We start from the raw sequence: 26260 nt of genomic DNA, 5'->3' as shown, positions 1-26260 counted from the left end.
AATGTATAAAACTTGTGGTGGAGCAACAGTGAAATATCAGTTTATTGGTGCAATGATGATGCTCGGACCTTGCCCGGAGTGCAATCCCAACGCAAAGAAAAAACCTCAGGAGGGGAATCGTCCTTATGAAAATATTCGTTGATAGCGAGCTACTTGCAGAAGCCTTGGAAGATGCAAGTAAGGCCATTGCAAGCAAGAACATTATGCCAATCCTGGACTGCTTCTTGATCGAAGCTGGAGCGGATGGGATCAAGGTAACCGGAACGGATACAAGAACAACGATACAGTCTTACATTTTCAGTGAACATGTTCAAGTTGATTCGCCTGGTCAGATTGCACTCCCTAAGCTATCACTGGAAGTGATCAAGAAATTGAATGGCGATGTGAGCATTGAGAAGCAGGGAAACAACGTGATTATCATTTCTCGGAAGAAAGAAATAGATATGGGTGTCTTCGATACAGAAGAGTTTCCGAGAGTACCTGACATTGATGATAGCGAGTTGTTTGAAACTACTGGCAAAGAACTTAAACGGCTTTTCAGAAAAGCGACCTATGCTGCTGATCCAACCGGCAAGAATGCGGCAATCCTAGCTGGAGCACATGTTTACATTAATAACGGAGTATTTGGCATTGAAGCGACAGACCGGCATAGACTTGCAAAAACGGAGCAGCGCACAGAAGTAGGCAACTTGGGTGGAGCTGTCATTGAGGCTAAGGCATTGGGTGAGTTGCAAAAGATTATCTTGGATAAAGACAATCTTGAATTTGGATTTTCGAAATCCTTCACCGGAGAAGTGGTGTACGTATTTGCGAGAACAGACCGTTTCACCTTTTACTCCCGGGTATTGGAGGGGGCGTTCCCGGATGTGAGCCGGATGTCGATTGTGCCAGATGGTGTTACCGAGGTGATCGTAGATAAAGGAGAGATATTGAGTTGTCTTGACCTCGTATACACACTTGCCAAGGAAGAAAAACATAACCAGGTCGTCATCAGCATCACAGAGAATGAAGTGAGCATTCGCGGCAAAGGAAGAGAATCTGGAAAGGCGAATGAGAGTATAGTTCCAGTTTTGTTTAAAGGCGAAAATTTTGCCGTTGCACTGAATTCCAAGTACTTCATAGATGCTATCAAAGCATTAGAAGGAGATAAGGTGACACTGGTTTTCCCTGGTAAGTTGAAGCCAATTTATATCCTGGATGAAAGTGACGAGAGATCACTCCACATTGTACTTCCTTATAGGACGGAAGAAGTGTAATGAACAAATATAATGCAACCAAAGTGATTGTCACAGAAGACGGGACATTGTTCTCGGAATGGATCGTTAAAAAGCACAACCTTGTTATAACTGGAATACGATTCGATAGCATGGCTGAGGGAGAGTATTACCAACTGCTCCTCCAACAGAAGAAATACGGAGATATCAAGGATTTTGAATGCCATCCTAAATTTGTTCTTCAAGAGAAACCGAAGATCACTTATATCGCTGACTTCCTGGTAACAGGATTAGATGACAGTCAACGGGTGGTGGATATTAAAGGAATGGAGACCTCCACGTTCCGAGTCAAACTGAAACTATTCCAAGCTAAATATCCGACTTTACCAATAGATATACTCGTTAAAAAACGCGGGGAATTTAGACCGCTTGCCCAGTATAAGAAGGAAAAATCAGCGCGTAAACGAGCGGCGAATGCACTTAAAAAACGAGCTGATGAAGGGAGAAAGCAAAATGAAAATCAAACATACCGTAATCAAAAACGAGGACGTTGAAAAACATCTTAATGAACTGGAGAGAGTGCAGATGCTGCGGCTTCTCAATAAGGTCCGGGTAGGACGAGCTTCGGAAGGGAAACAGGCGGTGAACACGTATCTGATCGTAAACACTGATGAGGTCTATGCAACTGATGTTGTTCAAATTCTCAAGGATAATGGTCATTGGGGTCCGACACACGATCCCAATCAAACGGAGTTTAGGTTTGAGGGAGATACGATGGAGCTTCCCTAGAATATGATACTCTCTAAATCAAAAGTAAAAGGAGCAAGAGGTTTACTTATCCTCTTGCTCCCTCACTTCTTGCTTATGTTTTTCAAGACCTTTAGTTATAAGTGTTCTAATTGCCACATTACGGTTAGACAACTTCTCGTTGTGCCAGAACTCCTTAATTTCATCCAGCATTTCGTTAGGAAACGTCACCAGTACTTGAGTATTTTTATCCTTATCTACAGCCAAGACGTACCCCTCCTTTTACAGGGATTATAAGTTATATAACTTATATAACCTAAAGGTCGATCGAACATAGTCCAAGGAAACATTTCCTTACCTCATATTAAGAAACAATTTACTGGAATGATCTACATTGTACTGGAACTTAATAGTCAATTGGGAGGTGTGCTCTGTGACTGAAGCCGAGAAAGATGAATTCTCCGCAGCTTTATCTGAAAGGTATACGCAGGTTAAACAGTTAAGTTCTCCTAACAAAGAGTTGATAAACATTTGGGATGCGGTGATTAGTGACTTGCCTCTGGATATAAAATCAAAGTTTGAAGAAAAACAGAGTCAACTTTCGACTTTGTAAAGGAGGTTTGGATGTGAGTACTGTAGATTTGAATAATTTTGATGAACAGCCTACAGAAGTGCAACAAGCTATTGCTTTTTATGTTGGATACACAGTAAACGGAGTAAAAGCTACTGCTCAGGAAAGACAGGTTCATTACGCTGTTTTAGAGCGTGCTGGATTGTTGGAACCTATAAAATCCGTAGTGGGTATGTAGTGAATTAGGTTCAAAATATAAGCATAAGGACAGGAAAAACGTTGGAAAGGTGGATGAGGAAATGGCCCATCAAACATTCTGGAAACCGGAGAAAAAAGTAAAAGAAAAGAAAATGAGCAGCTTCGGGCGGAGAAAAAAAGACAAAAAGCCTGTACCGGAATGGAAGAAGGACATTTTATCCCATCACCAATCCAGACCAGGCTCGAAAGAGCGCGGCGATTTTCCAAAAGAAGTCATAGCTAAACTTATTGAAGAATCAAACGGAATTTGTGAATGCTGCAAAATCGCGGAAGGGACGACTACTCACCATGTCTATCCGCGAGGCAGGAAGGGACGCGGAGTTAAGACAAACGGTCTTCGGCTTTGTTGGCCCTGTCATGATCGGATTCAAACCAATGAAGAATTACTCCAATTTTGGATTTCCGCCTTCCGTGATAAATATGGAGACCGCTTCTGGTTCGACGAACAGGATTGGGATGAATATAACCGGAAGCAAGAGGTGCAGCAGAAAGCGGATCAGGAGAAACAGAACCGTCAGCAATCTTTGAACCCGGTTAAAGAACTAATTTCTTCTGCGGCAGGACGTTCATTGAAAGCAAAAGAGGTCAGGCTTATTGAAATGATGGATGATAAACAAATCGCAATTTTCGAGGCTTTAATTAACGATATTGTAAGAGTTGAAGAGAATCATCAAGTCCCGTTTGGATACGGACATTTCGATGATTAATATGCAAGTAATTCGTATAACAACGAAAAATTATAACATTATTTGGAGTTGTGTTTCTCTGGATAACAGAGGAAGGGAGACAAGACACATGAGAAAGCTGAGTTTGTTTAGCGGTATCGGCGGAATCGACTTGGCAGCTCATTGGGCAGGCATGGAGACGGTAGCATTTTGCGAACGGGAGCCGTTTCCGCAGAAGGTTCTTCAAAAAAACTTTCCCGGAGTACCCATATACGACGATGTATGCACACTTACTGCAGAGCGATTAAAGGAGGATGGAATCATTGGAGACGGTAGAACAATTGACATTATTTCCGCTGGATTCCCCTGTCAGCCATTCAGCCACGCCGGACAACGGGGGGGCACTGACGATGAGCGTTATCTCTGGCCGGAGGTTGTGCGAGTCGTTGCAGATGTCCGGCCCACTTGGTTTGTTGGCGAAAATGTTGCTGGACTCCTCAGTATGGCAGAGCCAACTGGGGGAACTACAGTGGAAAGCAGAATTGCTGCCAGAGAAGCGGACGAAGACTTTTACGAGACGATATATACACAACAAGAGATTATGCTTATCGGACGTATCTGTCAGGACCTTAAAGACATCGGTTACGAAGTCCAAGTTTATGTGTTTCCGTCTGCATCTGTCGGGTCCTCGCACAAAAGAGACCGGACGATCATTGTGGGCAACACCGAGCGCGGCGGATTCGGTTGGGAATCACGGCGGAGGTCAGAGCAAGAGCCTAAGAACAGACATTTACAATACGACGAAGGATTACTGGGCGACTCCACAAGCGCGGGATTTCAGGAGCGGAGACGATCCGACTGGACCGAGAGCGCAACGGAAACAGGAACAAGGATGGACGAGGAATCTAAACGACCAAGTGAAACTTTGGCCCACTCCCAAATCAACACTGAGGGGCGATTGTCCATCGGAGAGAGAACGCAGAACACCGGATCTGCATGCAGCAGTGAAGATGTGGCCCACGCCGCGTGCAAACGATGCGGAGAAACGCGGGGAGATCAATGCGGAGGACCCAAGGAACGGACTTCCGGGAGCAGTTCGCATGTGGCCGACTCCAGCAGCTCAAGACAGCAAAAATTCAACCCTACCAGAATCGCAGAAAGAACGGGATTCGGTACCAGGTGCATTGATGAGAGAGGGACATACAGGGCAGCTCAACCCGGAGTGGGTGGAAACACTCATGAATTTTCCAATGGGTTGGACGGACGTGGAATAAATTCGTTGGATGATTTAATCGATCTTATACATGAATACCCTCAACCGGCACTCATGGGGATGCCTCAGTACGATTGGGAGCCGTCGCGGGTAGCATCCGGCATTAAGGACAGAACGGGCCGACTCAAGGCGCTGGGCAATGCCGTTAACCCACTACAAATATACCCAATCATGGTAGCCATAAAAGCAATATACGATCGGCTATAACAGAGGAAGGGAATACCCTCCCTTCCCACCACACAAAGGAGCGGATAAACATGATTAGATCATCAGCGATCAAACCAGGTAAAACATTCATCGGCAGAAGCGGACTTATGAGACGGGTTAACCAGTTCAGAATTTGTGGCGCTAATGGATACGGTTGGGTTGGAGATGTGTTCTATACACCGGTTGATCGGAACGGCAAGGAAGGCAAGGAGAAATCATGCTACTCAGGCGATTTCGCAAAATGGGCTGTGGAAGAACTGAATCCTCAAGAACCGTTGGAAAAAGGGGATCGAGTAGTAATGCACACCTGCTATGAAGCCCGGAAAGAGAAGTACAAGGATAAGGTATGGACGGTTACTTCGAATCCATGGGACCTGTGCGGATCGGAAGTGGTGAATTTAGAAGGGTTTAACGGTGGCTTTGCTACGGAGTATCTGAAAAAGGTAGAGGTTTAAAACATATCTGGGCTAGGCCCACCAAAGGAGAGGATAACACGCATGTCCGAGTGGAAATCAGTACCTTGTGAGTTTGAAGTAATTAAGGATGTCTATTGGGACGACTGGGGGCGGTTCGTAAAAGTGTTCCGCAAGGGAGATATTTGTCAAGGTAAGTTATGGCCTGATGGCAGCGTAAGTGCTGAGAGCACGATTTATGACGGAATCAGTGACAATGTTGATTCGGACAGTATCGTAATTCGGAAATAGAGGCTTTAGGGCCTCTTTCCCAGGGAGGGATATACAGATGGACTATAACAAATTCACGGAAGATCTGAAAGCAGCGCACAAGGCATCACAAGCGGCGACAGAAGGCATGCAGGATGGTGGAACAGCGAATCTGGATAAAGTGTTTATCCGGTTGCCGAGGGCGCGGGAAACCAAGGTCCTGGAAGCAATAAAGGCAGCGGGATTGTATTGCAGGGGTAAGCGGCGTTGGATAGGTGACGGATACATGATTACGGTTAGCTCAGGGCAGGCGAGTGTCAGAGACAAGGCAGTCACGGTTTTCGCTAAAGAACTATTCATGAACGGATATGACGTCTCTGCTTATAGACAAATGGATTAGGGGAGGAAGAACAATCATGAAGGCTATAACAATTATTCAGCGGTGGGCGACACTGATCGCCATTGGAGCAAAACAATATGAAACACGCAGCTGGCCTACTAAGCATCGGGGCGAGATTGCCATCCATGCCGGGAAGAAGATCGACAAGGATGCCTGCAAGTATCCTGAGATTCGCGCAGCACTAGAACAGCATGGATACACAGTAGATAACCTGCCAACGGGTGCGGTTGTAGCGATTGCTAAACTGACCAACTGCCTTAAATCGGTGGATACATGGACAGATGGTTATGAGTTGGAAGGAAACAGATTGGTTTACTCTCCAGAATATGAATTCGGAGACTTTGAACCTGGGCGATATGCATGGGAAATGTCGGATGTAAAGATGCTTATGAAGCCTCTAGCAGCTAAAGGCCAGCAAGGATTGTGGAACTTTGCAAACTAATCTTAAGGCAAGGGGCCTGTGGGCCTCTCCCTACTAAGGAGGGTATACAAGATGCTAGAAATCGAATTCAGAGGAAAACAGATTGCTCCAGGTGAGATGCAGCACAAATTCGTATATGGTGATCTAATTCGCAGTCGAGGCAAGTTCTACATTAACCCACATTGTAACGGTATAACCGTAAACGGACACTTAGGACAATTGGTGGTTATGCATGAGATTTCTATTCAAACAATCGGACAATATGCTGGCTACCATGATGATTCAGATGATCAGGTGAAAGTATATGAAGGCGATGTAGTGCAGTTTGAGTATGAGGGCGAAGGACACACATGTGAAGTGAAACATGAGGGAAGCGGATTTATGTTTGTGGGTGATTCGCTACCAGACGGATACCTTTGGGTATCAGAGCTGATTGAGTTTGACAGATCGTATTGCTGGGCTGAAGGCGTAATGGTAGTTGGAATCATCCACGATGATGGCTTGGCTCCCAAGGAAGGAGTGGAACAATGAGCCTGTATGAGTTTGGAGCGAGAGCATGGGATATCGAAACCAAAGAGATGTCATATGACTTCTTGGACCGGAGCTGGTTAAAAGTGTGCGTCCTATCTCCGTATGTAGTGTTGATGCTTAGATCCGGGGTTAAAGACAGCAAAGGTAAGGATTACTACGATGGCGACATCGTTAAAGTGAATAAGTTAACTTTTGAGAGTAGCAGCCCGTTGCCTGAAAATCTGGTAGTGAGGTTATACGGAGGCATGTTTCAGTTATTCAGAGACAAAGAACCTTTAATGGGTTTGCATTTGGGATATATAGCAGACGGAGAAGTGATCGGAAATGTCTATGAAAATCCTGAACTGTTGGTTAAGGAAGGAGCGGATAAGCATGAATAAGAACGATATGAACGTGATATTCAATGTAACGCCTGAGAGCATCAAGCAATCAATGGAGGATAATTCACGCGATGATCGGATGTGGGTGGTGGCTCCATTTGCGAACAAAGCCAGCATTCGCGCACCAGTTAAGCAAGGTAAGTACAAGGGCTACCATCGTATTAAATGCGAGATATGGGTCCCTGAGGACGCGATAAAGGGCAAGGGTATATTGGAAGACTTCGGAGCCTTTGCGGTGCTGAGCGTGCCAAAGAATCGCGTACAGCCGCATATGGGTGGGGAAGGAGCGGATACAGAATGAGACAGTTCGGATTAAGTTATGACGATGCCATTGCAATACAATGCTGTCTGGTGATCGGTCTTGAGGCTCAGAAGATTAGATACGATGAACACTTTCATGAAATGACGTTCCCTGAAAGAATGACAGCGCAATTGGACTCTTCAAGAACCATGAAAAAGATTGCATACCTCAACAAATTCACCGGGGTCCATAGCAGACGGAGCCTGAAAAGGTTAGGGAAGTTGGTGGTGGAATGAGCAATCGTGTAGCTGGTTTGATAAATGAGTGGGAAGGCGTAGCTCCAGAGGATTTGATTGAAGCTATAAAAGAACGTGACCAGGCAATGAAAGAAATGACAGAGATCAATGCAAGTATTGCGGCTGAACGGGACGAGACAAAACGTTTGCTTGAGTGGTTTCAGAACAGGTGCTTGGAATTTATGAACGAGAAGGCAAAGTGGGAAACGCAGGAGGGAACGGCATGAGCACAGAAGAAAGAGTAGTTATCGTACCTAAGCAAGAAGACATTGATGATACTAATAAGATTATTCAGTTAAACTTTTTTTCGGATGTGGATGAAGAAGATATCCGTAAAACCAAATGGCTTCTTGGTAAATATGTGGACATGATTGACATCATTCAAAATTATGAGTACGCACTCAAGCAGATCGAGAATGGTATGTCAGCTTATGAGTTGTTGTCTGCGGAGGGAACGGTTGCGAAACGCGAATCAGGCCATGAACTGACTGCTGATGTCACTGCAAACGCTGTTATCATGAAGGATAAGCGGCATGCCAACTACGAGCTATACGTGTTCATATCCAACAATGTCCGATTTGCTATAAACAATTTAAAAGATGTCCACGAGGGTGTAGCAGCGAAATTGCTGTTTCTAGATGGTAAGAAGTATTTGAAAGCTCAAGAATACATGGAGAAAGGATATCGTAAGGATGTTCCTGGTATAGCTGCAACTACGTTTGCAGATAAGAGGCGCAGGGCTATAGCAAATATAGCTAATAGTTTGAAATTTAATCGGACATTGGATTTTGTAACAATAGATTATGGTCGTGGAAGAAATGAAGAAGGAGAAATAGGATTATTAATTCCTTCATGAATTGAATTTTCAGTAGCATTACAATACAAAAGTCTACCAATTTCCGCTAAGGTAAAAAGTAGACCTTTGTATTGTATTAAAGATATTTCGCTTGTTCTTTTGCTAACGCTTCAGCAAATTCATTTAACTTGGAATTATCTTCAAATTTTATTTTTTCGCCATCTGATAAAAAAACAGTTAAATCTGTCAGCTTTCCAGTCGCAGTAATTCTTCCTTCACCAGTTGAAATTTGATTTAGTTGGTAGCGAGTTAACTCATTACCTTCATGGTCATAAATCCAAAAGTTACCTTCGCCAATTGCATATTTTTTTCCATTATGATTATATCTTTCTCACCTCCTAACAACTTATTTTCAACATTATAAAAGGAATATCCTCCTTTGGTGTCGAACAATGTTGTTGGGGGTGAATTTTTATATGGAGCATAAAATCTACCATACAGAGTTTCATGTAGTTGAAATTGTGAATGTCAACAAGTTTGGCTTTAATGGTACAAAAACTGACACATGGATCTGGGAAATTACAATCGCTAATCACGGTACTACCTATTTAGGTAAAGCGGTAGAATCCAAAAAGAATCAGTCTATCGATTGGGTTGAACTTAAGTCTATGCAACCTTTAAACGAGATGATTGAGCTCTGCAAGAAAAAAATTACTGCTAATTCTTGATTAGAATCTTATTAAACATTACTAAAAGCGTAGTGTTTTGGGACAAATATTATGATAAATTCTATCCATATAATAACGCAAATAAAAGGTCGCTCTTAGGAGCGGCCTTTTTGTATTGGAGGGAAGAGTATGGATGGTCATTTTTACAGCAGAAATGAACCGGCTATCCCGAGGGTTTCGGACAAGCAACCAGAGAAATGTCGGGGCTGTTGTTTGGGAACCTGGACAGGGGTTGTTCAGATGTGTATTATGCCGCGCTGTTGGAAGTCGAATCATGGTCAAGAGAAGGTGACTAAATGAGAAAGGTACAGCCGATCCGTGATGAACGGGTTATAGATGGAATGAAGGAATACTTCTATATACGAAGCATGCGGAATTACTTATTTTTTTGTATGGGCATATACAGCGGACTTCGAGTATCTGACTTGCTCGAACTCAAGGCGTGGCAAACTAAAGGGACCCATATCAGTATGGTTGAGCAAAAAAATAAGCATGCGAAGACTTTTATTATCCATCCGAGTATAAGAGATGATCTGGACGAATTCACTGCTGACATGCGACCAACTGATTATCTGTTTGCTAGTCGTCAGATTAAAACGATCAGCCGTATGCGAAATAAACCGATCGATCGGACAACAGCCTATCGTTTTTTACACGAAGCAGCTCAGGAATTCAGGTTAAAGGATATCGGAGTCCATTCATTGCGGAAGACATGGGCATATAGGCTCTACATGGACAATCCTGAGAACCTAGCGTTACTAATGGATATGTTTGGACACAGCGATCCAAGGGAGACTTTGGACTATATCGGGCTGACTCAGGACATGATGGACAAGGCAATCTTGAATTTAAGGTGAATTTAGTGCAACACAATACGGTTTATATTGCACTCATTTTTCAATTAGGAAGACATTAGATGAAGAAACATGTTTTTTCATGCCTGAAATGAGTGCAACAGAATTACCTTTATGTTTCAGTCAACTTACATTATTTGGTGAATATGAGTGCAGAACAACAGCCTGCGATTCACACGGAGGCTTATTTTGATTCGTAACGTTTGACTATTACTGACCTTAAATAGGAATTCCAACTCAATTACATGAAAGTGGTGATAATTTTGTGAGCAGGAAGCAGAATCCGAATCGTAAGAAGGCGTTCAAAATTTGGAAAGATAGTGGCGCTGTAATGAAGCCGAAAGAGATTGCAGAAAAGTTGGGAATAACACCTGAATCGGTCCGGAAGTGGAAATCACTGGATCAATGGGAAGGGAAGATTGCGAACGCTAAACCTGGTGCTCCTCGTGGTAATCAGAATGCTAAAGGCAACAGAGGTGGTAAAGGAGGTCCGCTCGGCAATCAGAAAGCTGTGACACATGGATTGTTCCGTAAGTTCGAGCCGCAAGATCCTGAGTATCTAGAACTCATAGATATCGTTCAGCAAATGGAACCTATAGACATGATCTGGCATAACATCACCCAGGGATTCCGTAAAATCATTTGGGCGCAACGTATCTTCTTCATCAAAGACAAAGAGGATATGACCAAAGAGTTGAAAAAAGAGAAACCAGGTGAGTATGGAGATGAATATGAATGGGAAATTCAATTCGCTTGGGATAAATACGCTAGTTTCATTAAGGCAGAGGCCACGGTCATGCGCGAGATTAGGGGAGCCATCAAACAATTCCTTGATATTGCACCGCAGGAAGATGAACGCAGATTGAAACTGGATCAGATGCAGGCCAAAGTTGATAAAACCCGCCTTGAGATCGAGAAACTGAAGAACGGTGATGGAGATACCGAGGATGACCTCATAGAAGATTGGGTAAAGGCGGTGGAGTCTGGTGAGTAAAGAGTCTCCACAAACAAAACGCCGCTTTGCTGCATTCAAAAAACGTATTCCAGAGTACCGGAAGAACCCGGTTCTTTTTTGTGTGGAATTACTGAAATTCACTCCTGATGAGTGGCAGGCAGAAGTGTTAATGGATATAGCGGGAAGTCCACGGGTGTCGGTGCGATCTGGACAGGGTGTGGGGAAGACCGGTCTTGAGGCTGCGGTGGCATTATGGTTTCTATCATGTTTCCCGTTTCCGAAAGTTATCTGTACAGCTCCTACACGTCAGCAGCTACATGATGTACTTTGGGCAGAGATAAGTAAATGGCAAGAGAAGAGTCCTCTGCTCAAGCGAATACTCAAATGGACTAAAACGAAGATTTACATGCGAAATTATGAGGAACGATGGTTTGCTACAGCCCGGACAGCAACTAAACCTGAGAACATGCAAGGTTTCCATGAAGACTACATGCTGTTCATCGTAGACGAAGCTTCTGGGGTTGAAGATCGTATCATGGAAGCAATCCTGGGTACGCTCTCAGGTGAATACAATAAGCTGCTTATGTGTGGTAACCCAACCCGAACCAGCGGAGTATTTTATGATTCTCACAACCGAGATCGTGCTGACTACAATACACATAAAGTATCCTGTTTGAACAGTCCTCGTACAAGTAAAGAGAACATAGCTATGCTTGAACGCAAATACGGTAAAGGATCTGATGTATGGCGTGTCCGGGTTGAAGGTGAGTTCCCACGAGGGGAATCCGAAACATTTATTGCGTTGGAAGTGGCTGAATTCGCTGCCAAGGAAGTAAATCTTTCTCCAGTCGGTGACATCTTGACGATTGGCTGTGACGTTGCTCGTTTTGGTGACGATGAGACGTCCATTTACGCAGGGATAGGGCCGGTAACAGTTGGACAGCATCATCATTTCAAGAAAGATACTATGGTCACTGCCGGCTGGGTTTTGAATTTGATAAGGGACTTGTTGCCACATTACCCGGAAGTTGTCCATACGAGAATCAGGATTGATGATACCGGCGTGGGTGGTGGAGTGACGGATCGACTGAATGAGATTATTGCCGAAGAAGGGCTTCCTTATGAAGTAATTCCGATAAATAACGGATCATCCTCATTGGATGAACATTACGGAAATTTAGGCGCAGAAATGTGGGCATCCATAAAAGGACAATTGGAGCAGAACATGAGCAATTACATGAATGGTGATCTTGCTGTTTTACAATTGCCTGATGATGATGTACTTACTTCCCAATTGACCGCAAGAAAATGGTCAATGACCAGTAAGGGGAAGATACTACTTGAGAGTAAGAAGGACATGAAAAAGCGCGGATTAAAGTCGCCTGACAGGGCAGACGCATATGTAATCACTTTCGGAGAATATTTGCTGGGAACACCTCAGTCTATGATGCTTCCCGCAATAGGAGGTGTGACAATAAAAAGATAACATTAACAGCAGTGGAGTGGAGTGAGATATACGCTCAAGGATATTCGTGCAAAGAAACGATCAGTGAGAGCAGGGGCGAAACTATTTCGCCCTATTTTATTGAGTGATCAGTCATTTTCATGTAATAGTTAAATGGGTAGATGGTATAATAACTTGAAGATTACAAAATTTTCATTAGAAAGGGGAGTAGCGGTGCGTAAAATTATTTTATTTTTAATTGTTATAGTGCTTGTTTGTTCAGCTTGTACAATGTTTAATGCATTCGAAGGATACATGAGAAAAGCCAAAGATTCTATGAAGGAAGGTAAATACGAGGAAACACTGGAGTACATACAAAACGCTTTGATAGAAGAGCCTAATAGTAAAGATGCAGCAGCCTTAAAAACAATGGCGACAGAGGCACTACTGAGGGAAAATAATAAGGCAGAGACAAAGAGATTTAATGAAGTTATAGAACCAATATACGAGAGACTTGTTGCTATAACAGAAGGTATAAATGAGGATGCTTCAAACTTATCCGTTTCCGAAGCTAAATCATTACTTCCCGAGCTGGAACAAATAAAAAAAGAGTTATCAGGGATGTCTAAAGAATGGAGTCAATCGGATGTTTACTCAAACACATTTCAATATCTTAATGGTGCATCTGAAGATTTGAAGTTATGTCTCACTGCAATAATTGAGGATGTTTCGGAACCAATTGAATTAAACGGAGACCATAGTAGATCAAATATTGTCACTCAAACTTTTAAGAGCAATGATTCGAAAATAAGAGCCCGCTTGTCATTTTATGACTATACCAGCAAAATGGAAAGTTTCTATGCTGGCATACCAACTAAATGAGGTCCTTAATTATTTGGTCCAAATATGAACCTTACTTGACCTCATATTGAGACTATGTTGAACTCCATATGACCATTTTTCCGTGATACATTAGGAGACATAGAAAAAGGCGCGAATGAAGCGTACGGCTGCACAATGTGGTACATGACCAGGGGTCGCTCCTCTCCTCTCCTTTTCTATATTCAGCAAAGAGCAAAGGGAAGTTTCTGCCTATGTTCCTTCGATTGTTATACTGTTTACAACGCAGACAATGAAGCGGAATTTATTCGGATGGATGAAGCGCTTGAAATTGTAATGAATAGACTCTCAAGTTCATAACGTGAAGTTATTCAGCGCAGTTACCTGCATAATGAGGGGGAGTTCGATTATATTAGTTGCGGAGAGATGGGAATAAGTGAAAGCACATTTAGAAGAATTAAGCTTGAAGCGGTGAGTGTACTTGCAAGTGCGCTGGGCTTAGAAGTCATACAAGAGCAAGCAAAGGAAGGCGTTTGTTGATTTATATTAAAAGCAGGGTAGGACTGATGTATTAACCAGTCTACCCTGCTTTTTTTAGAGTATCGTTGTTACTTCTTTTTAGTAGGCATCTTAATCACAAAGAACAACAAAGATAAGAAGAATAGAGCCTGTGAGATAGTTACCAGTAATCTGATTCCTTCACCGGAATCTTTTATACCAAATAGAATATCGATTATGGATACCAAACCTGTAGATATGAGTATAAACAGTGCGAGTATGTACACGTTTAGTCCTCCCTAAGTTCGATTTTATAGCAGGAAGAAGACAATCGCTCTTGCAGCTGGATCACTTAACCATCCCGGAACTCCAATGGACTGTAAGGCATTAGAAAGACCATCTTCTGCAGTACCTGAGAAATCTACCATGATATCCAAAGCTTGCATCAGTACTTGATAGCTGAGGTATGTTTTCAAAGTAGTTTTTGCACCAGCTGTCAATGGTAATTTATCTACGTACACTTTAATCTGTTCATTCCAAGCACGTGACCCAACGTTTTTGAGTTTTTTGATTAATTCTTGTGCTACTTCTTTTGCCAGTTTTGTTTTCCAACCAAGCGTACCTACTTCTCCAGCAGCAGTAGTCATTCCTAGTTCAGAACCAACAGTTCTAAAAAGAGCGTTGTAATCAACTTGTCTTAATTCTAATTCAGTTCTGGCATCTTTGTTAATAGGACCAGTGGGCAATTCAATTTGTGTCCCTGTGTTGACAGGTAAAGTGCCATTAGCAACTTGAGCGCTGGCGAAAGCGGGTAGTGTAAATGATGACAGTAAGAGTGCGGAAAGTGATGCGATTCCCAGTTGCTTAATTTTTTTCATAGATTCAGACCTCTTTTCATAAAATTTGGTTGTTACAGGAATATTATAGCACTAGCAATCTACCAAACACAAATTATAGGAATATAACCTTAAATTTTACATTAAGTTTACAAAGTGTTCTCTTGAAATTGTTGACTGATTAATGACATTATTTTGAATGAATAGTGATCGTTCGCTGGACTTTAGACGTGATATATTTGTAATGTGGAAATCGAGCGAGAATGAAACGCACAGCTGCAATAGCGGCATATGACGGGGGCGTTCCTCTTTTCGCTTTTTCTATTTTCAACAAAGCAACCGACGGGCCAACCGGGAGGCATTCGAGCAAAGGGGAACTCCTGAAAGAGTTTCTGGCTATGCTCCTTCGGTTGTTTTGTTGTTTTCAAATTCAAATCAAATTGGAGGTGAATTTCATGAAACCATCGATTGGACGCACAGTACATTATCAACGCTACGGAACACCAGGCGGCGAATACAAGAGCGAACCGAGCGCAGCAATCATTACCGAAGTTGTTAATGAGGATACAAGTGTTGTTCATGTGACAGTTCTAAATCCGACAGGCTTCCACTTTAACAGAGACGTACCGTTCTCCGAGGTTCCGAAACCGGGTCATTGGAATTGGCCACCACGTGTTTAATCATTCCGTTAGCATCAACGATATGATACAAATGCGAAACAGCAAGCAATCAGCAGGAAATGACGGGTTTGTTCCAGATCATCGGGACTCACCCGTTTTCTGTTCCTTGACCCTCATTTGGTAGCTTCAGTAAAATGGTCTTGTTCTTCCTCTATAGTTACATAGTACGTATGCATTTAAAGCAAAGAGCGTAGCGTTTTTGCGGCGACCGTTTCGGGCGCATGCTCTTAGGACGTAACATCAACATCATACATATCACATTAAAGTCGTTCCTTCACTGGATCGGCTTTTTTTATTGGAGGTTTATATGATCACTAGCAGAAGACGGAAGAAGATACGCATTCGCCCCAACAAGCAGCCAGAGAAGTGCAAAGGATGCCCGTGGGGCAGATGGGATGGCGTTAAACAATTTTGTTTGCGACCAAAATGTCCCAAGGACGTATGATATCTCTTGTGCATATTAAAATACAATAAGGGAGTTAGGTCAAATTTGAAGAAAAACAGAATAATAGCTTTTTCACTACTCATTTTATCAATACCAGTATTCATTAATTACGGATTATTTAGTTGGGAAGCTCCAGGGCTCAATGGAGATTCAGGTGATTGGCTGGGTTTTCTGGCAAATTTCCTTGGTCTGATTGGAGCTGTCTTAATTGCTTTGTTTCAGATGAAAGAACAGAAAGATGGCGAATTAGTTAGAGATATCGAAAGCAATCGTTCTTACATTGATGTTCAGGACTTTACTGCACCACTAATGTTAAAAGGGGTAGTAACACACGAGAATAGTAGAATAATACAAACAGACGGCTATGATGCACTAGTGAAGAGGTTCAGATCAAATGAATATAAGGAAATAAGTGTAGGCTACTTGAAAATGGCTCACTACGGTACTGCTGAATTGATTTTTGACTGTAGTTTTTCTCTAAGTTTTTCATACTTAAAAAACGGAATAAAAGTGTCAGATACTGAGTCTGTAAGCATTGGGGTCTTTGAAAAAGGGATTGAAATTTTTATTCCGTTAGTGCCTGAAGGAATAGATAAAGGTGTAGAAATAGAACTATTCACAGTAACTATTGATTATTCCACAATTAAAGGTGAAAGGTTACAACTACATCGTGACTATGTAAGTAAGAAAGAGACCCTATATTCAATAGTCAATAATGCCAAAAATACTATATTTGAATATGATATGAAGATGATTAACTGGATTTACCCAAATAAAATAGATCACACGAAACTAGCACCGTAACAGGTGCTTTTTCTTTTGCTCTCTTGTGACATAATGTGAGCCTGTTTAAGCTTCATAACATGAGAACGTCTGTTTGCAGGGATGAGCGTTTAGGAGAGCGGAGAACAGCAACAGAGTGAGCCTACGCATGCATATGATGATCACTCAAACGTTGAAACCAACTCAACACAATTATTGTCGTATATTGGGATTTATCATATGATTGTGATGGAGGTGTTATATGGAGGTTTACGAGGGTTATTCTATTCATGTGCAAAGGATTTCAGATGGGCGATATAAAGCTTTTTCAAATTCAGGTGACGAATATGTTGATGACAATGAGAAGAAAGCAATCGCTGGTCTGAAAGGTAAAATCGACAATATTGCAAAATTTCGGGCAATGCAGGAAGAATCGAAAAGAACGAAAGAATAAGGCACCTTCGGGTGCTTTTTTGTTTCCCTATATATCAACTTGACCACCGTCAATTAATGTCTGATACTGGAAGTTGTTCTGTCAGAAATTGTTGAGGAGTGGGCGTATGAAAAAGATAGGAATCATATTTTGGCTGGCTGTTTGTACAGTGTTACTTTTTTGGTTTGGGACATGGTATCTAATACCTAGGTTGTACGAAGAGCCCACCGGCTTAGGAGCTGGGACTTTTGGGGATATGTTTGGAGCAGTTAATGCATTGTTCTCAGGTCTTGCTTTTGTGGGGTTAATCTACACAATATTAGTACAGAGAGAAGATCTGCAAGAGCAGAAAAAGGCTATAAAAATGCAAACCTATGAAATGTCATTACAAGTAAAAGCTCTAAAAATGCAAGCAGCAGCCCTTAAATTGCAAGTCGAGGAAATGAAGAGTCAGAAAGAAGAGATTGCTAGATCAGCAGATCAATTGGAATTACAGAAACAATTAATGGATTATCAACTTTCGCTTTCAACAGTCAATGATCTAACTAAACTTAAAAACAGTATAGTAAACAACCTTAGAATGAATTTTAATTATAGTGATTTTGCTGGATTTAAAGTAATCGAAAAATTGTCATCACTTATGGAAGATGAACCTAATAAACCCTTCGATACTGAATTTAAAGTATTAAGACGATATTCCTCAACCTATACACTGTTGATTGAATTTATTTCCAAAGCAAATTTTAGCGAGATACAAGTTAATGATCTCAAAAGAATTGTAATGGCTAATACCTCAGTTGAGGAAGTAAATGTACTAGAACGTATCGCAATATCAACTAGTAACCAGCAACTAAGAGCATTTATCAAGGATTTTGCAAAGTATAATATGTGAAATTACAATATGAATAAAAATAAGTCAGCTCTTTAATAGGAGATGGCTTTTTTGTTGCCATAAATAACTGGAGGTATCATGATAAACATCAGAATCGTGCCAATCGATCAGATTAATGCAGCAGCCTACAACCCCCGTGTTGACCCTTCAACCTGGTGATGTTGAATATGAGAAGCTTATCCGCAGTATAGAGGAATTCGGTTATGTGGAGCCGATTGTCTGGAATGAACTCACAGGGCATATGGTCGTCGGTCATCAGTGATACAAGAAAATACTCAATGACCAGCAAGGGTAAGATATTACTTGAAAGTAAAAAGAACATGAAGAAGCGCGGATTAAAATCACCGGACAGAGCTGACGCATATGTTCTCACCTTTGGTGAATATATGATAGGAGCACCTCAGTATATAATGCTTCCAACAATAGGCGTCGTGTCAATAAAAAGACAATATTAGAGATTTTCTAATAAGGGAGAGGTTCGACACTAAGAATCTGAAGGGTAAGCAAAGCTGGAAATTAAAATTATTAAACGTTCCGGTATACGAACGTGTGATCTCATTACGTAATTGATTGAATTACGAAGTGGAAGTATTTTTTTAGAGAAAAGTTTTCTTCCACTATGGAAGTACAGTTTTGCGGAAAGGTGTGGATATCATTTAAACAGTGGGTACCAATTTTACCTTTATAACATTAGAATGAGTGCTAAGGTGAAAAGGCTGACTAGATAATCTTAGCCAGCCTTTTCAATTATGAATGAATTTACTATTTAGGTGGTTTAAATCGTTGCATCTGCGGTGTGTAAATACATTTCAGGGTAAAATCCTTCAGGTGTAATTTTGAACTCTTTTTGAATAACATTCTGTCTAACTATATTTACAACAGTAGGTTCAATCAGATAATTATTAATGTTGTCGAAGAACTCTTTATTATTATTCCAAAGATTTGTTTCACGAATTGGTTCATTTGTGCCATCTGGGTACTCCCTTATATCTATAAGTTGTCCACTATTCATATAAGTTTGAAAAGCTAAAAAGTCCATAATTGGAACGCCCTCAATAGACATCCCTGTAAAGTGAGTGTAATTAGTAATTACAACACTATAAATTTCCTTCCCCTCTATGCCGTTTAACATACTTGAGAATTTTTCGCTATTTTCTAAGATGAAACATTTTTTCCTTTGAAGCTGTTCTGCTCCTTTTTTTAATATCTTTAAAGAATTGTGATAATCACGTGCTTCCATTGGGTATTTGATATTTTTTATTTCTCCAATGATGATTAGATCATCAAATGATATTATTAAATCAATTTCCTCATGTTTTTGCTTTGATACTGAAAATTTATTTATATTTGGTATCAGATAGCTTCCTTTCTCTTTCAAAAACAGATGGAGACTATCTTTCACATGTACCTCAAGAGCAGTACCACGAAATTTAAGAGTATATCCGGCATTCTCTAACCAAGTATCTATTAGTGGTAGATAATTAGGATAAAGTAACGCAGGTAAACATATGAAATATACGTTATTTATGTTTACTAATGGCTTCTCCCAAAGGTTTACTCTTTGTTTTAGTGAAAATTCGCTCTCTATGAGAGATAAATAAGAGATTACTTCTTCTTTGCTAAAGTTAGTCACTTTTAAAAAATATTCAATTAAGTCTTTCTTCTTTATTCGTATACTAAAGTTTTTTAATTTGCTATTATCACGATTTTTTGTTTCCTTTAAAATAGCCTTTCCCAAAGAAACTAATTCTGAATGGAGGTAGGTTAAATTATCGACAGTTAAGTTACATATATTTTTCAATGGTTTATTGGTTAAATGTGGATAGAAAGCAATTATTGATGAATATGCAGACCAATATGAATTGAGATCAGGTTTAGCTTCATTCTCTTTTTTGTATTTACATATAACGAAGCCTCTATAATTAATCTCTACACCTGACAGTGAAACGGCATTTCCTTTATTTAAAATTTCTTTTATTAGTACTGGATCGTAATTCCTATTTAACATTGCTTTATTAGCTAATACATTTCTGAAAAGTCTCAAGATGCCTACTCTTTTTAAAACAGAATAATCATCATCTATGTGCTTAAAATGTAATTTTCCATCTTTATTTTCAATTTTTCCATTTTCCCATAGCACTGTGTCATAAGCTTCTTTGACCAAATGTAGAATATTTGCCAACCTGTAGATCTTAACTGATATCTCTTGTAAATTGTAGGGATCAAAATTGTTATGCCTTTTGTTATCGTTTGAAAAATATCGTAAATAGTTAATTAGTAAATTCAAGATATCGGGTTGGACTTCATACATAGCTGAGGCATTCATGGGTAGACCAGACAATGAGTTAGAATTTTCAATCTCAAAAGATGCAATGCCTTCGATGCGTATATCAGTATTATTTTTAAAGTATTTTTCGTATTCTTCATCAATTTTACAAGTGTCAAGATTAGATATAGAAATAATGTATTTTAGGATATCTTCTACACTAATATTAGACTCATTTATAATTTCTTTCATGTAAGCATACAGATCGACAAAATAATCATTGAAAAATTTTGAATTTTCCAATATTGATAACGCATATTTATCATCTTCTAAACTTGATTCGGATTTCTCTTCGTATAATTTTGCATCTTCAAGAGATTGTTTGAAATTAAATGAATCACTAAAAGGATTAAAGTGTTTATTATTTCTTAATAAGGATCGAAGATTTTTTGAGTCAGCCCCCAAGATATATTACCTCCATTGATAAAATATAATTTGACATTATCGAGTAAAAGTATAGGGAACGCACTTGAATGAGAATATCACCTTCTTATAGATATTCAGACCTATGAGAGTAATTGTTTTTTCTTGATTTTCAAGCTAGAATGCATTAAGTATATAGGAAAACATTACCATATGTCGATATTTGGTAGAACAAATGCTTTGTTTGTAGATGAACAGAAGATGTGTCTGATACCAAGAAGACAAATGCTAGCGTTAAGATAGTTGCTCAATTAAATTAGTGAGTATTTAGGAGTTAATATTGAGTTCATCCAAGATTATTAGATTTAAAAGACATGTGGAAGTTAAAATTTGAATTTTTAGAGTCGCAAAATGGTCTTCCTGTTCCCTTACTACAGTAACCAAGTACGTATGCTTTTAAGATGTAACAGCATCATATATATCAGGATTAAAGTCATTTCTTCATGGATCGTCTTTTTTCATTGAAAGAAACGTATTGAACAGCAGCAGAAGATGGGAGAAGCAACGTATCCGTCCTAGAAAGAAGCCAGAAAATGCAAGGGGTGTATTTGGGTAGGAGGGATGCAGTGAAGCAGTTTTGTGCCAAACCTCCTGATTATTTCGTGAGAAAGGAAAAACCTTCCTAAATGTCGAATTGTGATGTTATAGGGAGGCGATAAATTTGTCCAAAGTATTTGTTCACACTCATACAGCTCATGATAGTGATTGGAAAAATGATTACCATGATTTCAGCAGAGTGCCAATTGAAGGAGAAGTGTTTGCACTCTCATCTGACTCCCCATGGTATCAAGTTGAGTTAGTAGTTCATACTCCGTTTGAAAAGGATCTAGCTGCAGAAGTTTATGCTGTGGAAGTTGATCATTCCAAAATTAAGCGTAATAAGTTGAATATAGAACCTGCTATTGAATTCAAGTGAAGCACCCGTCGTGGTGCTTTTTCTTTTAAAGGGAAAAACCCTTCTGACGTCGAAATATGATGTCGAAGGAGAGTGAATATATGAATCCAACTCAAGATAATAACCAATTGATTAACACTCTATATCATTTCAAACGAATCATGCATTTTTCTTATTCTGATGCATGTGAGGCTTACAGTACATTGGAGAAGCATGATGAAACGACGATTTATATAGTTGCTCAAGGTTACTTGTCCATGTCTCAGCAATGCCATATAGAGTTGTTAAGAATTTATCGGGAGAAGGAATTAGACCGAGGAGAAATAGAAAGTTATATTAAAGCTTATGAAAGTTATATCTTTGAGTTAAAACAAGTCATTACTGATAAAGATACAAACACATCTTGGTTAAGTAGCGCGCATGACAGTTTAGTTGAAGCATGGAAATCTACAGATGCATTCATACAAAAGTGGATCGATAATGCGTCAAAGAATCATTAGAATCATGCAGCATGCTTTTTCTTCTAAGAGTGTACATCATATCTAGCACGTTTATTTAATGTTAACAGAGATGTTATTATGTTGGATAAACACATTCTGAATGTATTCTGAGGTGAGCCTGATTAATTTGTTAGATACTATAACTCAAAACAGTTTAGTTATTGGTGTAATAGGTGCTTTAGTAGGTGGAGTGTGTTCCATATATAGTGCTTCGTATCAGACAAAAAGACAAATGAAGCTTCAAAAGTTAGTGGAACAAGCGAAACAGAAGGAATTATTAACTCGATATTGTAAGTTGTTGCGGTATGAAATAATTACTGGCATAAAGCAAACTATTCAAATATCGAGGTCTAATGAATCGTCAAAAGGACTAACTATTATAAATGCAGACAACTATAGTAAATTTGTTGAAGTATTTGAACTACTTTCTTTCGATGAGATGATTGCTCTACATGAACTATATTCGCTATTGGGAACTTTGAGATCATGGATAAATAGAATGGGAGACACTCGCGAAATTGTCCGATCAAAAGGACTTGCAGAAGGAATATGTAAACAAATATTTGAAGGGGATTTTGAACTTTTGAACAAGATGAAAGAAATTAAAACAGGTGATATACTAGAAAATCTAAAACCTACTTATCAAAGTCTGTTAGAAAAACTCAATAATGTGCAATAGTTTAGAAGCCTGTTGTAGATGTTTTTTATTATATAACACCAACTAATTTCTAATATGACTATTATAATAGTTCTGAAAAATCAGATTAATACTAAAGTGTACAAATTTCAAATCGGTATTAACAAAAGATAAAATCCGTAGTGAAAACGTACAAAACGAATGATATTATTAATCCATAGAAGTATGAAGAAATGTAGAAGGTAAGGAAACTTTTCCTGCCTTCTTTTTTTATGTCTGGAGGTGAAACATTGAAATGGTATCATAAAGCCATTTATTCATTTGCGAATTCGGTTCTTCCGACTGCTGTAAAGCGTCAGATGATGGGTTTTGGTAGGATGACCTCACCAAGATCGTCAAACGGATGGGATATATTCAATTGGCTCCCGAAAAAGTACCAGAGTGCTCATAATATTGATCTGACCAAACTCCAAAACCATACAGCCGAGGAATTGCTTGAAATTCTTGTGTCTGTTCATCCCGATATTTCGCATGCGCTCTACAACTTTCTGCGTATGGGAGACACGCCACTTACATTTACAGCAAAGAAGCAGAGTGGCAGTGACGATAAGAATGGGCAGAGATCGTTAGATGCATTCAAGAACTTACTGGATTCTCCACTTCCCTCACCTGGTTATCAGCATGGAAGGTCGTTGGACAAGCTTGATACGATTCAACGGATGATGATCATGGTGCGTGGAGCTTGTGCTGGCGAAGTGGTTCTGAACGAGTCCTGTAACGATGTGATTGATATCGTACCTGTTGACCCTGCAACAATTTGGTTTAGGAGAGAAGAAGGGACGAATCGACTTGTTCCTTGGCAATACATCAAGAATCCGCGTCCTCGTTCTGGTGAAGAATGGTTTGGACAGTACAAAAAGATTGACACGCCGACATTCATCTATGAAGAGTTCGATCCGATGATCGACGACCCATACGGACGAACGCCAATCCTTCCGGTGCTTCAAGCGGTATTCTTCCATTTGCAGGTTTTGCAGGATTTGAAGGCAGTTGTTCACAATCAAGGGTATCCTAGATTGGATATTTCTGTGGTTGAGGAAGTTCTATTGAAAAATATGCCTCCTCAGCACAAAAACAATCCTACAGGTCAACAAAAGTGGTTAACAGAACGAATGACCGAAATCATGGGGCACTTTAACTCACTTAACCCGGATGATGCAATGATTCATTGGGATAGTGTGAAAGTTGAATATCTCAAGGGCGGCAATTCAGGACCGATGATCGACATCAAGAAATTGATTGATATTATCGATACTCAGATGGCAACTGGATTGAAGACTTTGCTTACATTACTGTCCAGGCATCAAGGTTCTACTGAGACATACAGCTCCGTGGATACTCAAATATATATCAAGTCCGTAGAGTCCGCTCGAAACGTAACCAAACGTTTCTGGAAGCGGGCTTTTTCTATTGCTGCAAGAGTGAAAGGCGTTCAAACCCTGGTAGAGGCAGACTACGCTCCGATTGATCTACGTTCTGAAATGGAGAGAGAGCGTGATCTGAGAGCGAAGCTTAACAACTATGTGCTGGCGGAGAAAGAACGCTACATCACTGCCAAAGAAGCGGCGACAGAAGCACGGTGGATTATGGGGCTTGATCCTAATATACCGTCTGAATTGCTTGCCGGTCTTGAGAAGAAGTATGGGTCTGATGATAACGATCATGATTCAGCAAATTGAGAAAGAAGAGTCGTTTATTACATGAAGGAGGTGAAAAGGAGTAGATGGCAAAGCCAACAACTGAGCAATTAGCTAGAATTAATCAACTTGCGCGTGTTCCGCTCACGGAAGAAGAAGCCTATGTTTTTCCTGCAAAGCTTGTGGGGGATCAAATCATCCCACGTCGATTTTACCGCTTGACACCGAACTTCCTTCGAAAGATGGCTGTCCAAGCCAGAGAAGGTGTGTCACTGCTTTTGGATCACTCATGGGCCAACTTAGGCATCATGACAATTCCACTCGGCAGAACCTTTGACAGCCGATTGCAAATGGATGGCGATGAACTGGCATTATATGCAGACCATTACATGAAGCTGGGCCAAGAGGTCGGAGACATCAAGATAGATCAGATAGCGGAAGGTATTGATGCCGGAACGATCTTTGATACCTCAATCGGTTTCACGGTAAGTAGCCAAACGTGTTCCATCTGTGGTCAGGAATATTTCGGTGGGAATTGCCCTCACATACGCGGCAGAGAGTATGATACAAAACTCTGTACGGTTGATATTAATGACGGTGATCTTATGGAGAACTCTCTCGTCTTTGACGGAGCTTATCCGGGTGCTGGAGTAGTGGGGATGAGCAATGCCACTGAGCAACAACCAATTGTGAAATGGGAAGCTTTATCTGAAGATACGAAGTCGCTTCCTAGTGGCGGACGTGTCTTTTATTCTTTTAGCGGAAAATCCGGTCTTGATGGATTCGTAATCAAGCAAGAAAAAAACAATGTGGCCGAAACGCAGGCCGAAGGAGATGACACTTTGACAGAAGAACAAAAGGCTGCTTTGGCAGCATCACAAACTCAAACAATCGCGCTGACTGCGGCGAATAGTGTGCTCGGACAAGTCCGGGTTGCGCTGGGCGTTGAAAATGATGCGGACATTACCTCAAAGTTGGCTACACTTAGCGCTCAGGCTGCTGATGGTGCAGTCTACAAGACAAAGGTTACGGAGCAAGCTTGCGGAGCTGGTGTACGTGCGTTGGGAGAAGCGTTTAATACGGAAACTATGAAAGCTATGCTGTCCCACTTGCCAGTATCTGAGATTGAAAAAATCGGCGCGACTTACGAAGCTCAGGCTCAAGCTGCATTGGGTGGTGGTGGTCGTCATACCGAGGGTGATAACCCTGATCTTCCTGCAGGAGCTGCCAATGGAACAGCGCCAACTAACGCGCAGGCTGCTGGTCAAAAGACACCAGAACAACTCCAAACAGAGGCAAAGGAAGCGGCTAGAGCTGATGCTATAGCTGCCCTCAAAAATACCGGCAGAAGTAATCTGCTGAAGGAGGATAAGTAATATGATTGGATCTCAATACAACGGTGCTCCGGGACCTGGTCAGATTAACACACAGGAATTTGTTGAAGTTCTTGCTTCCACGGACTTGCAAGCGCGGATTCCTGGTGGCGTGTTGCTTGCAAAAGGGAACGGAGTAATTAAGAAAGGTACTGTCCTTGGAAGGGTAACAGCTACTAATAAATTCGTTCCTTATCTCTCTTCAGCATCCGATGGTTCGCAAGACGCTGTTTGCATTTTGGACAATGATCACGATACTACGCTTACCGATATGGGCGCTTCAGCGTGGATTGCTGGAATTTTCACTGAATCAAAATTGACCGGCATCGATGCAGCGGCTAAAACAGCGCTGAAGCTTTGCTACTTTGTATAAGGGGGAA

General features: G+C 40.8%; 37 protein-coding genes and 1 pseudogene. 35 read left to right on the top strand and 3 right to left on the bottom strand.

All coding sequences use genetic code 11. The features are described 5' to 3' along the window. Position 1 precedes the first annotated feature (1 nt). From PAHA3_RS30450 to PAHA3_RS12210, 4 genes are read left to right on the top strand one after another with little or no spacing between them, the layout of a single operon-like run. Entirely contained in the window at positions 2-142 is a 141-nt protein-coding gene (locus tag PAHA3_RS30450; RefSeq protein ID WP_167350884.1) for a hypothetical protein, read from the top strand. Beyond that, on the top strand, positions 126-1256 hold the full coding sequence (gene dnaN / locus PAHA3_RS12220) for a DNA polymerase III subunit beta (protein WP_062834984.1): 1131 nt from the start codon (positions 126-128) through the stop codon (positions 1254-1256). Before PAHA3_RS30450 ends, dnaN begins: the two co-directional genes overlap by 17 nt. Further along, the gene (locus PAHA3_RS12215; RefSeq protein ID WP_062834983.1) at positions 1256-1768 is read left to right on the top strand and encodes a DUF1064 domain-containing protein; all 513 of its coding nucleotides are present in this window, start codon (positions 1256-1258) and stop codon (positions 1766-1768) included. Before dnaN ends, PAHA3_RS12215 begins: the two co-directional genes overlap by 1 nt. Then, a complete protein-coding gene (locus tag PAHA3_RS12210) occupies positions 1728-2003 on the top strand; it encodes a hypothetical protein (protein ID WP_062834982.1) in 276 nt (91 codons plus the stop codon). Before PAHA3_RS12215 ends, PAHA3_RS12210 begins: the two co-directional genes overlap by 41 nt. 42 nt (positions 2004-2045) lie before the next feature. Here the strand turns inward: PAHA3_RS12210 and PAHA3_RS12205 are convergent, their stop codons facing one another. Next, a complete protein-coding gene (locus PAHA3_RS12205; RefSeq protein WP_062834981.1) occupies positions 2046-2228 on the bottom strand; it encodes a ribbon-helix-helix domain-containing protein in 183 nt (60 codons plus the stop codon). Positions 2229-2394: 166 nt separating this feature from the next. On the opposite strand from PAHA3_RS12205, the gene PAHA3_RS12200 reads away from it, so the two are divergent. The 19 genes from PAHA3_RS12200 to PAHA3_RS12110 all read left to right on the top strand — a co-directional run bounded on the left by PAHA3_RS12200 (position 2395) and on the right by PAHA3_RS12110 (position 13525). Beyond that, positions 2395-2574, top strand: a complete 180-nt coding sequence (locus tag PAHA3_RS12200; RefSeq protein WP_062834980.1) for a hypothetical protein — start codon at positions 2395-2397, stop codon at positions 2572-2574. 13 nt (positions 2575-2587) lie between these two features. Beyond that, positions 2588-2770 carry a hypothetical protein gene (locus PAHA3_RS12195; RefSeq protein WP_062834979.1) on the top strand — a complete coding sequence of 61 codons (183 nt, stop codon included), beginning with the start codon at positions 2588-2590 and terminating at the stop codon, positions 2768-2770. Between the two features lie 49 nt (positions 2771-2819). Further along, positions 2820-3497, top strand: a complete 678-nt coding sequence (locus PAHA3_RS12190; RefSeq protein ID WP_235599428.1) for an HNH endonuclease — start codon at positions 2820-2822, stop codon at positions 3495-3497. An 88-nt stretch (positions 3498-3585) separates the two neighbouring features. Then, positions 3586-4935: a DNA cytosine methyltransferase gene (locus PAHA3_RS12185; protein WP_062834977.1), complete on the top strand. Its 1350-nt coding sequence runs from the start codon at positions 3586-3588 to the stop codon at positions 4933-4935. A 50-nt stretch (positions 4936-4985) separates the two neighbouring features. Next, positions 4986-5390: a hypothetical protein gene (locus PAHA3_RS12180; RefSeq protein WP_062834976.1), complete on the top strand. Its 405-nt coding sequence runs from the start codon at positions 4986-4988 to the stop codon at positions 5388-5390. A 42-nt stretch (positions 5391-5432) separates the two neighbouring features. Next, entirely contained in the window at positions 5433-5639 is a 207-nt protein-coding gene (locus tag PAHA3_RS12175) for a hypothetical protein (RefSeq protein WP_036674248.1), read from the top strand. Positions 5640-5676: 37 nt separating this feature from the next. Then, complete coding sequence (locus PAHA3_RS12170; RefSeq protein ID WP_036674246.1) at positions 5677-5997, top strand: hypothetical protein; 321 nt, start codon at positions 5677-5679, stop codon at positions 5995-5997. 16 nt (positions 5998-6013) lie between these two features. Further along, complete coding sequence (locus PAHA3_RS12165; RefSeq protein WP_062834975.1) at positions 6014-6439, top strand: ASCH domain-containing protein; 426 nt, start codon at positions 6014-6016, stop codon at positions 6437-6439. A 51-nt stretch (positions 6440-6490) separates the two neighbouring features. Next, positions 6491-6949 carry a hypothetical protein gene (locus PAHA3_RS12160; RefSeq protein WP_062834974.1) on the top strand — a complete coding sequence of 153 codons (459 nt, stop codon included), beginning with the start codon at positions 6491-6493 and terminating at the stop codon, positions 6947-6949. Continuing rightward, positions 6946-7329: a YopX family protein gene (locus PAHA3_RS12155; protein WP_062834973.1), complete on the top strand. Its 384-nt coding sequence runs from the start codon at positions 6946-6948 to the stop codon at positions 7327-7329. The genes PAHA3_RS12160 and PAHA3_RS12155 overlap by 4 nt, the downstream gene beginning before the upstream one ends. Then, positions 7322-7630: a hypothetical protein gene (locus PAHA3_RS12150; protein ID WP_062834972.1), complete on the top strand. Its 309-nt coding sequence runs from the start codon at positions 7322-7324 to the stop codon at positions 7628-7630. The genes PAHA3_RS12155 and PAHA3_RS12150 overlap by 8 nt, the downstream gene beginning before the upstream one ends. Beyond that, positions 7627-7866 carry a hypothetical protein gene (locus PAHA3_RS12145; RefSeq protein ID WP_062834971.1) on the top strand — a complete coding sequence of 80 codons (240 nt, stop codon included), beginning with the start codon at positions 7627-7629 and terminating at the stop codon, positions 7864-7866. The genes PAHA3_RS12150 and PAHA3_RS12145 overlap by 4 nt, the downstream gene beginning before the upstream one ends. Continuing rightward, on the top strand, positions 7863-8093 hold the full coding sequence (locus tag PAHA3_RS12140) for a hypothetical protein (RefSeq protein WP_062834970.1): 231 nt from the start codon (positions 7863-7865) through the stop codon (positions 8091-8093). The genes PAHA3_RS12145 and PAHA3_RS12140 overlap by 4 nt, the downstream gene beginning before the upstream one ends. Then, positions 8090-8722: a hypothetical protein gene (locus PAHA3_RS12135; protein WP_062834969.1), complete on the top strand. Its 633-nt coding sequence runs from the start codon at positions 8090-8092 to the stop codon at positions 8720-8722. Before PAHA3_RS12140 ends, PAHA3_RS12135 begins: the two co-directional genes overlap by 4 nt. 416 nt (positions 8723-9138) lie before the next feature. After that, entirely contained in the window at positions 9139-9390 is a 252-nt protein-coding gene (locus PAHA3_RS12130; RefSeq protein ID WP_062834968.1) for a hypothetical protein, read from the top strand. Positions 9391-9686: 296 nt separating this feature from the next. Continuing rightward, positions 9687-10247: a tyrosine-type recombinase/integrase gene (locus PAHA3_RS12125; RefSeq protein WP_062834967.1), complete on the top strand. Its 561-nt coding sequence runs from the start codon at positions 9687-9689 to the stop codon at positions 10245-10247. Between the two features lie 262 nt (positions 10248-10509). Next, entirely contained in the window at positions 10510-11238 is a 729-nt protein-coding gene (gene terS, locus PAHA3_RS12120; RefSeq protein ID WP_062834966.1) for a phage terminase small subunit, read from the top strand. Continuing rightward, entirely contained in the window at positions 11228-12685 is a 1458-nt protein-coding gene (locus PAHA3_RS12115) for a DEAD/DEAH box helicase family protein (protein ID WP_062834965.1), read from the top strand. The genes terS and PAHA3_RS12115 overlap by 11 nt, the downstream gene beginning before the upstream one ends. Positions 12686-12838: 153 nt before the next feature. After that, the gene (locus tag PAHA3_RS12110; RefSeq protein WP_153028208.1) at positions 12839-13525 is read left to right on the top strand and encodes a hypothetical protein; all 687 of its coding nucleotides are present in this window, start codon (positions 12839-12841) and stop codon (positions 13523-13525) included. 767 nt (positions 13526-14292) lie between these two features. Here PAHA3_RS12110 and PAHA3_RS12105 read toward each other — a convergent pair. Next, positions 14293-14859, bottom strand: coding sequence for a hypothetical protein (locus tag PAHA3_RS12105; protein WP_062834963.1), 567 nt, complete (start codon positions 14857-14859; stop codon positions 14293-14295). A gap of 413 nt (positions 14860-15272) precedes the next feature. Between PAHA3_RS12105 and PAHA3_RS12100 the strand changes: the two genes are divergently transcribed. From PAHA3_RS12100 to PAHA3_RS31220, 6 genes and pseudogenes are all read left to right on the top strand, one after another. Next, the gene (locus PAHA3_RS12100; RefSeq protein WP_062834962.1) at positions 15273-15497 is read left to right on the top strand and encodes a hypothetical protein; all 225 of its coding nucleotides are present in this window, start codon (positions 15273-15275) and stop codon (positions 15495-15497) included. 490 nt (positions 15498-15987) lie between these two features. Further along, positions 15988-16746, top strand: coding sequence for a hypothetical protein (locus PAHA3_RS12095; RefSeq protein WP_062834961.1), 759 nt, complete (start codon positions 15988-15990; stop codon positions 16744-16746). A 220-nt stretch (positions 16747-16966) separates the two neighbouring features. Beyond that, the gene (locus tag PAHA3_RS12090) at positions 16967-17158 is read left to right on the top strand and encodes a hypothetical protein (protein ID WP_062834960.1); all 192 of its coding nucleotides are present in this window, start codon (positions 16967-16969) and stop codon (positions 17156-17158) included. 106 nt (positions 17159-17264) lie between these two features. Then, positions 17265-18029, top strand: coding sequence for a hypothetical protein (locus tag PAHA3_RS12085; RefSeq protein ID WP_062834959.1), 765 nt, complete (start codon positions 17265-17267; stop codon positions 18027-18029). Positions 18030-18144: 115 nt separating this feature from the next. Next, the gene (locus PAHA3_RS29840; protein WP_235599427.1) at positions 18145-18291 is read left to right on the top strand and encodes a hypothetical protein; all 147 of its coding nucleotides are present in this window, start codon (positions 18145-18147) and stop codon (positions 18289-18291) included. Between the two features lies 1 nt (position 18292). Continuing rightward, positions 18293-18484, top strand: a pseudogene (locus PAHA3_RS31220) (terminase B); the annotation flags it as partial. A 320-nt stretch (positions 18485-18804) separates the two neighbouring features. Here PAHA3_RS31220 and PAHA3_RS12075 read toward each other — a convergent pair. Further along, positions 18805-20760 carry a hypothetical protein gene (locus PAHA3_RS12075; RefSeq protein ID WP_062834957.1) on the bottom strand — a complete coding sequence of 652 codons (1956 nt, stop codon included), beginning with the start codon at positions 20758-20760 and terminating at the stop codon, positions 18805-18807. 679 nt (positions 20761-21439) lie between these two features. Here PAHA3_RS12075 and PAHA3_RS12070 point away from each other — a divergent pair. The 6 genes from PAHA3_RS12070 to PAHA3_RS12045 all read left to right on the top strand — a co-directional run bounded on the left by PAHA3_RS12070 (position 21440) and on the right by PAHA3_RS12045 (position 26253). Next, positions 21440-21694 (top strand): hypothetical protein, encoded by a 255-nt coding sequence (locus tag PAHA3_RS12070; protein ID WP_062834956.1) that lies wholly within the window; start codon positions 21440-21442, stop codon positions 21692-21694. An 80-nt stretch (positions 21695-21774) separates the two neighbouring features. Then, the gene (locus PAHA3_RS12065; RefSeq protein WP_062834955.1) at positions 21775-22173 is read left to right on the top strand and encodes a hypothetical protein; all 399 of its coding nucleotides are present in this window, start codon (positions 21775-21777) and stop codon (positions 22171-22173) included. A 112-nt stretch (positions 22174-22285) separates the two neighbouring features. Further along, a complete protein-coding gene (locus PAHA3_RS12060) occupies positions 22286-22852 on the top strand; it encodes a hypothetical protein (RefSeq protein ID WP_167350883.1) in 567 nt (188 codons plus the stop codon). Positions 22853-23100: 248 nt separating this feature from the next. Beyond that, entirely contained in the window at positions 23101-24549 is a 1449-nt protein-coding gene (locus tag PAHA3_RS12055; protein WP_062834953.1) for a hypothetical protein, read from the top strand. Positions 24550-24593: 44 nt separating this feature from the next. After that, positions 24594-25883 (top strand): hypothetical protein, encoded by a 1290-nt coding sequence (locus tag PAHA3_RS12050; protein ID WP_062834952.1) that lies wholly within the window; start codon positions 24594-24596, stop codon positions 25881-25883. Position 25884: 1 nt separating this feature from the next. Next, positions 25885-26253, top strand: coding sequence for a head decoration protein (locus tag PAHA3_RS12045; RefSeq protein ID WP_062834951.1), 369 nt, complete (start codon positions 25885-25887; stop codon positions 26251-26253). Positions 26254-26260: the final 7 nt, after the last annotated feature.

It is taken from the genome of Paenibacillus amylolyticus, from assembly GCF_001570725.1.
Lineage (GTDB): Bacteria > Bacillota > Bacilli > Paenibacillales > Paenibacillaceae > Paenibacillus > Paenibacillus amylolyticus_A.
This window is presented reverse-complemented; position numbering and strand designations above follow the sequence as displayed.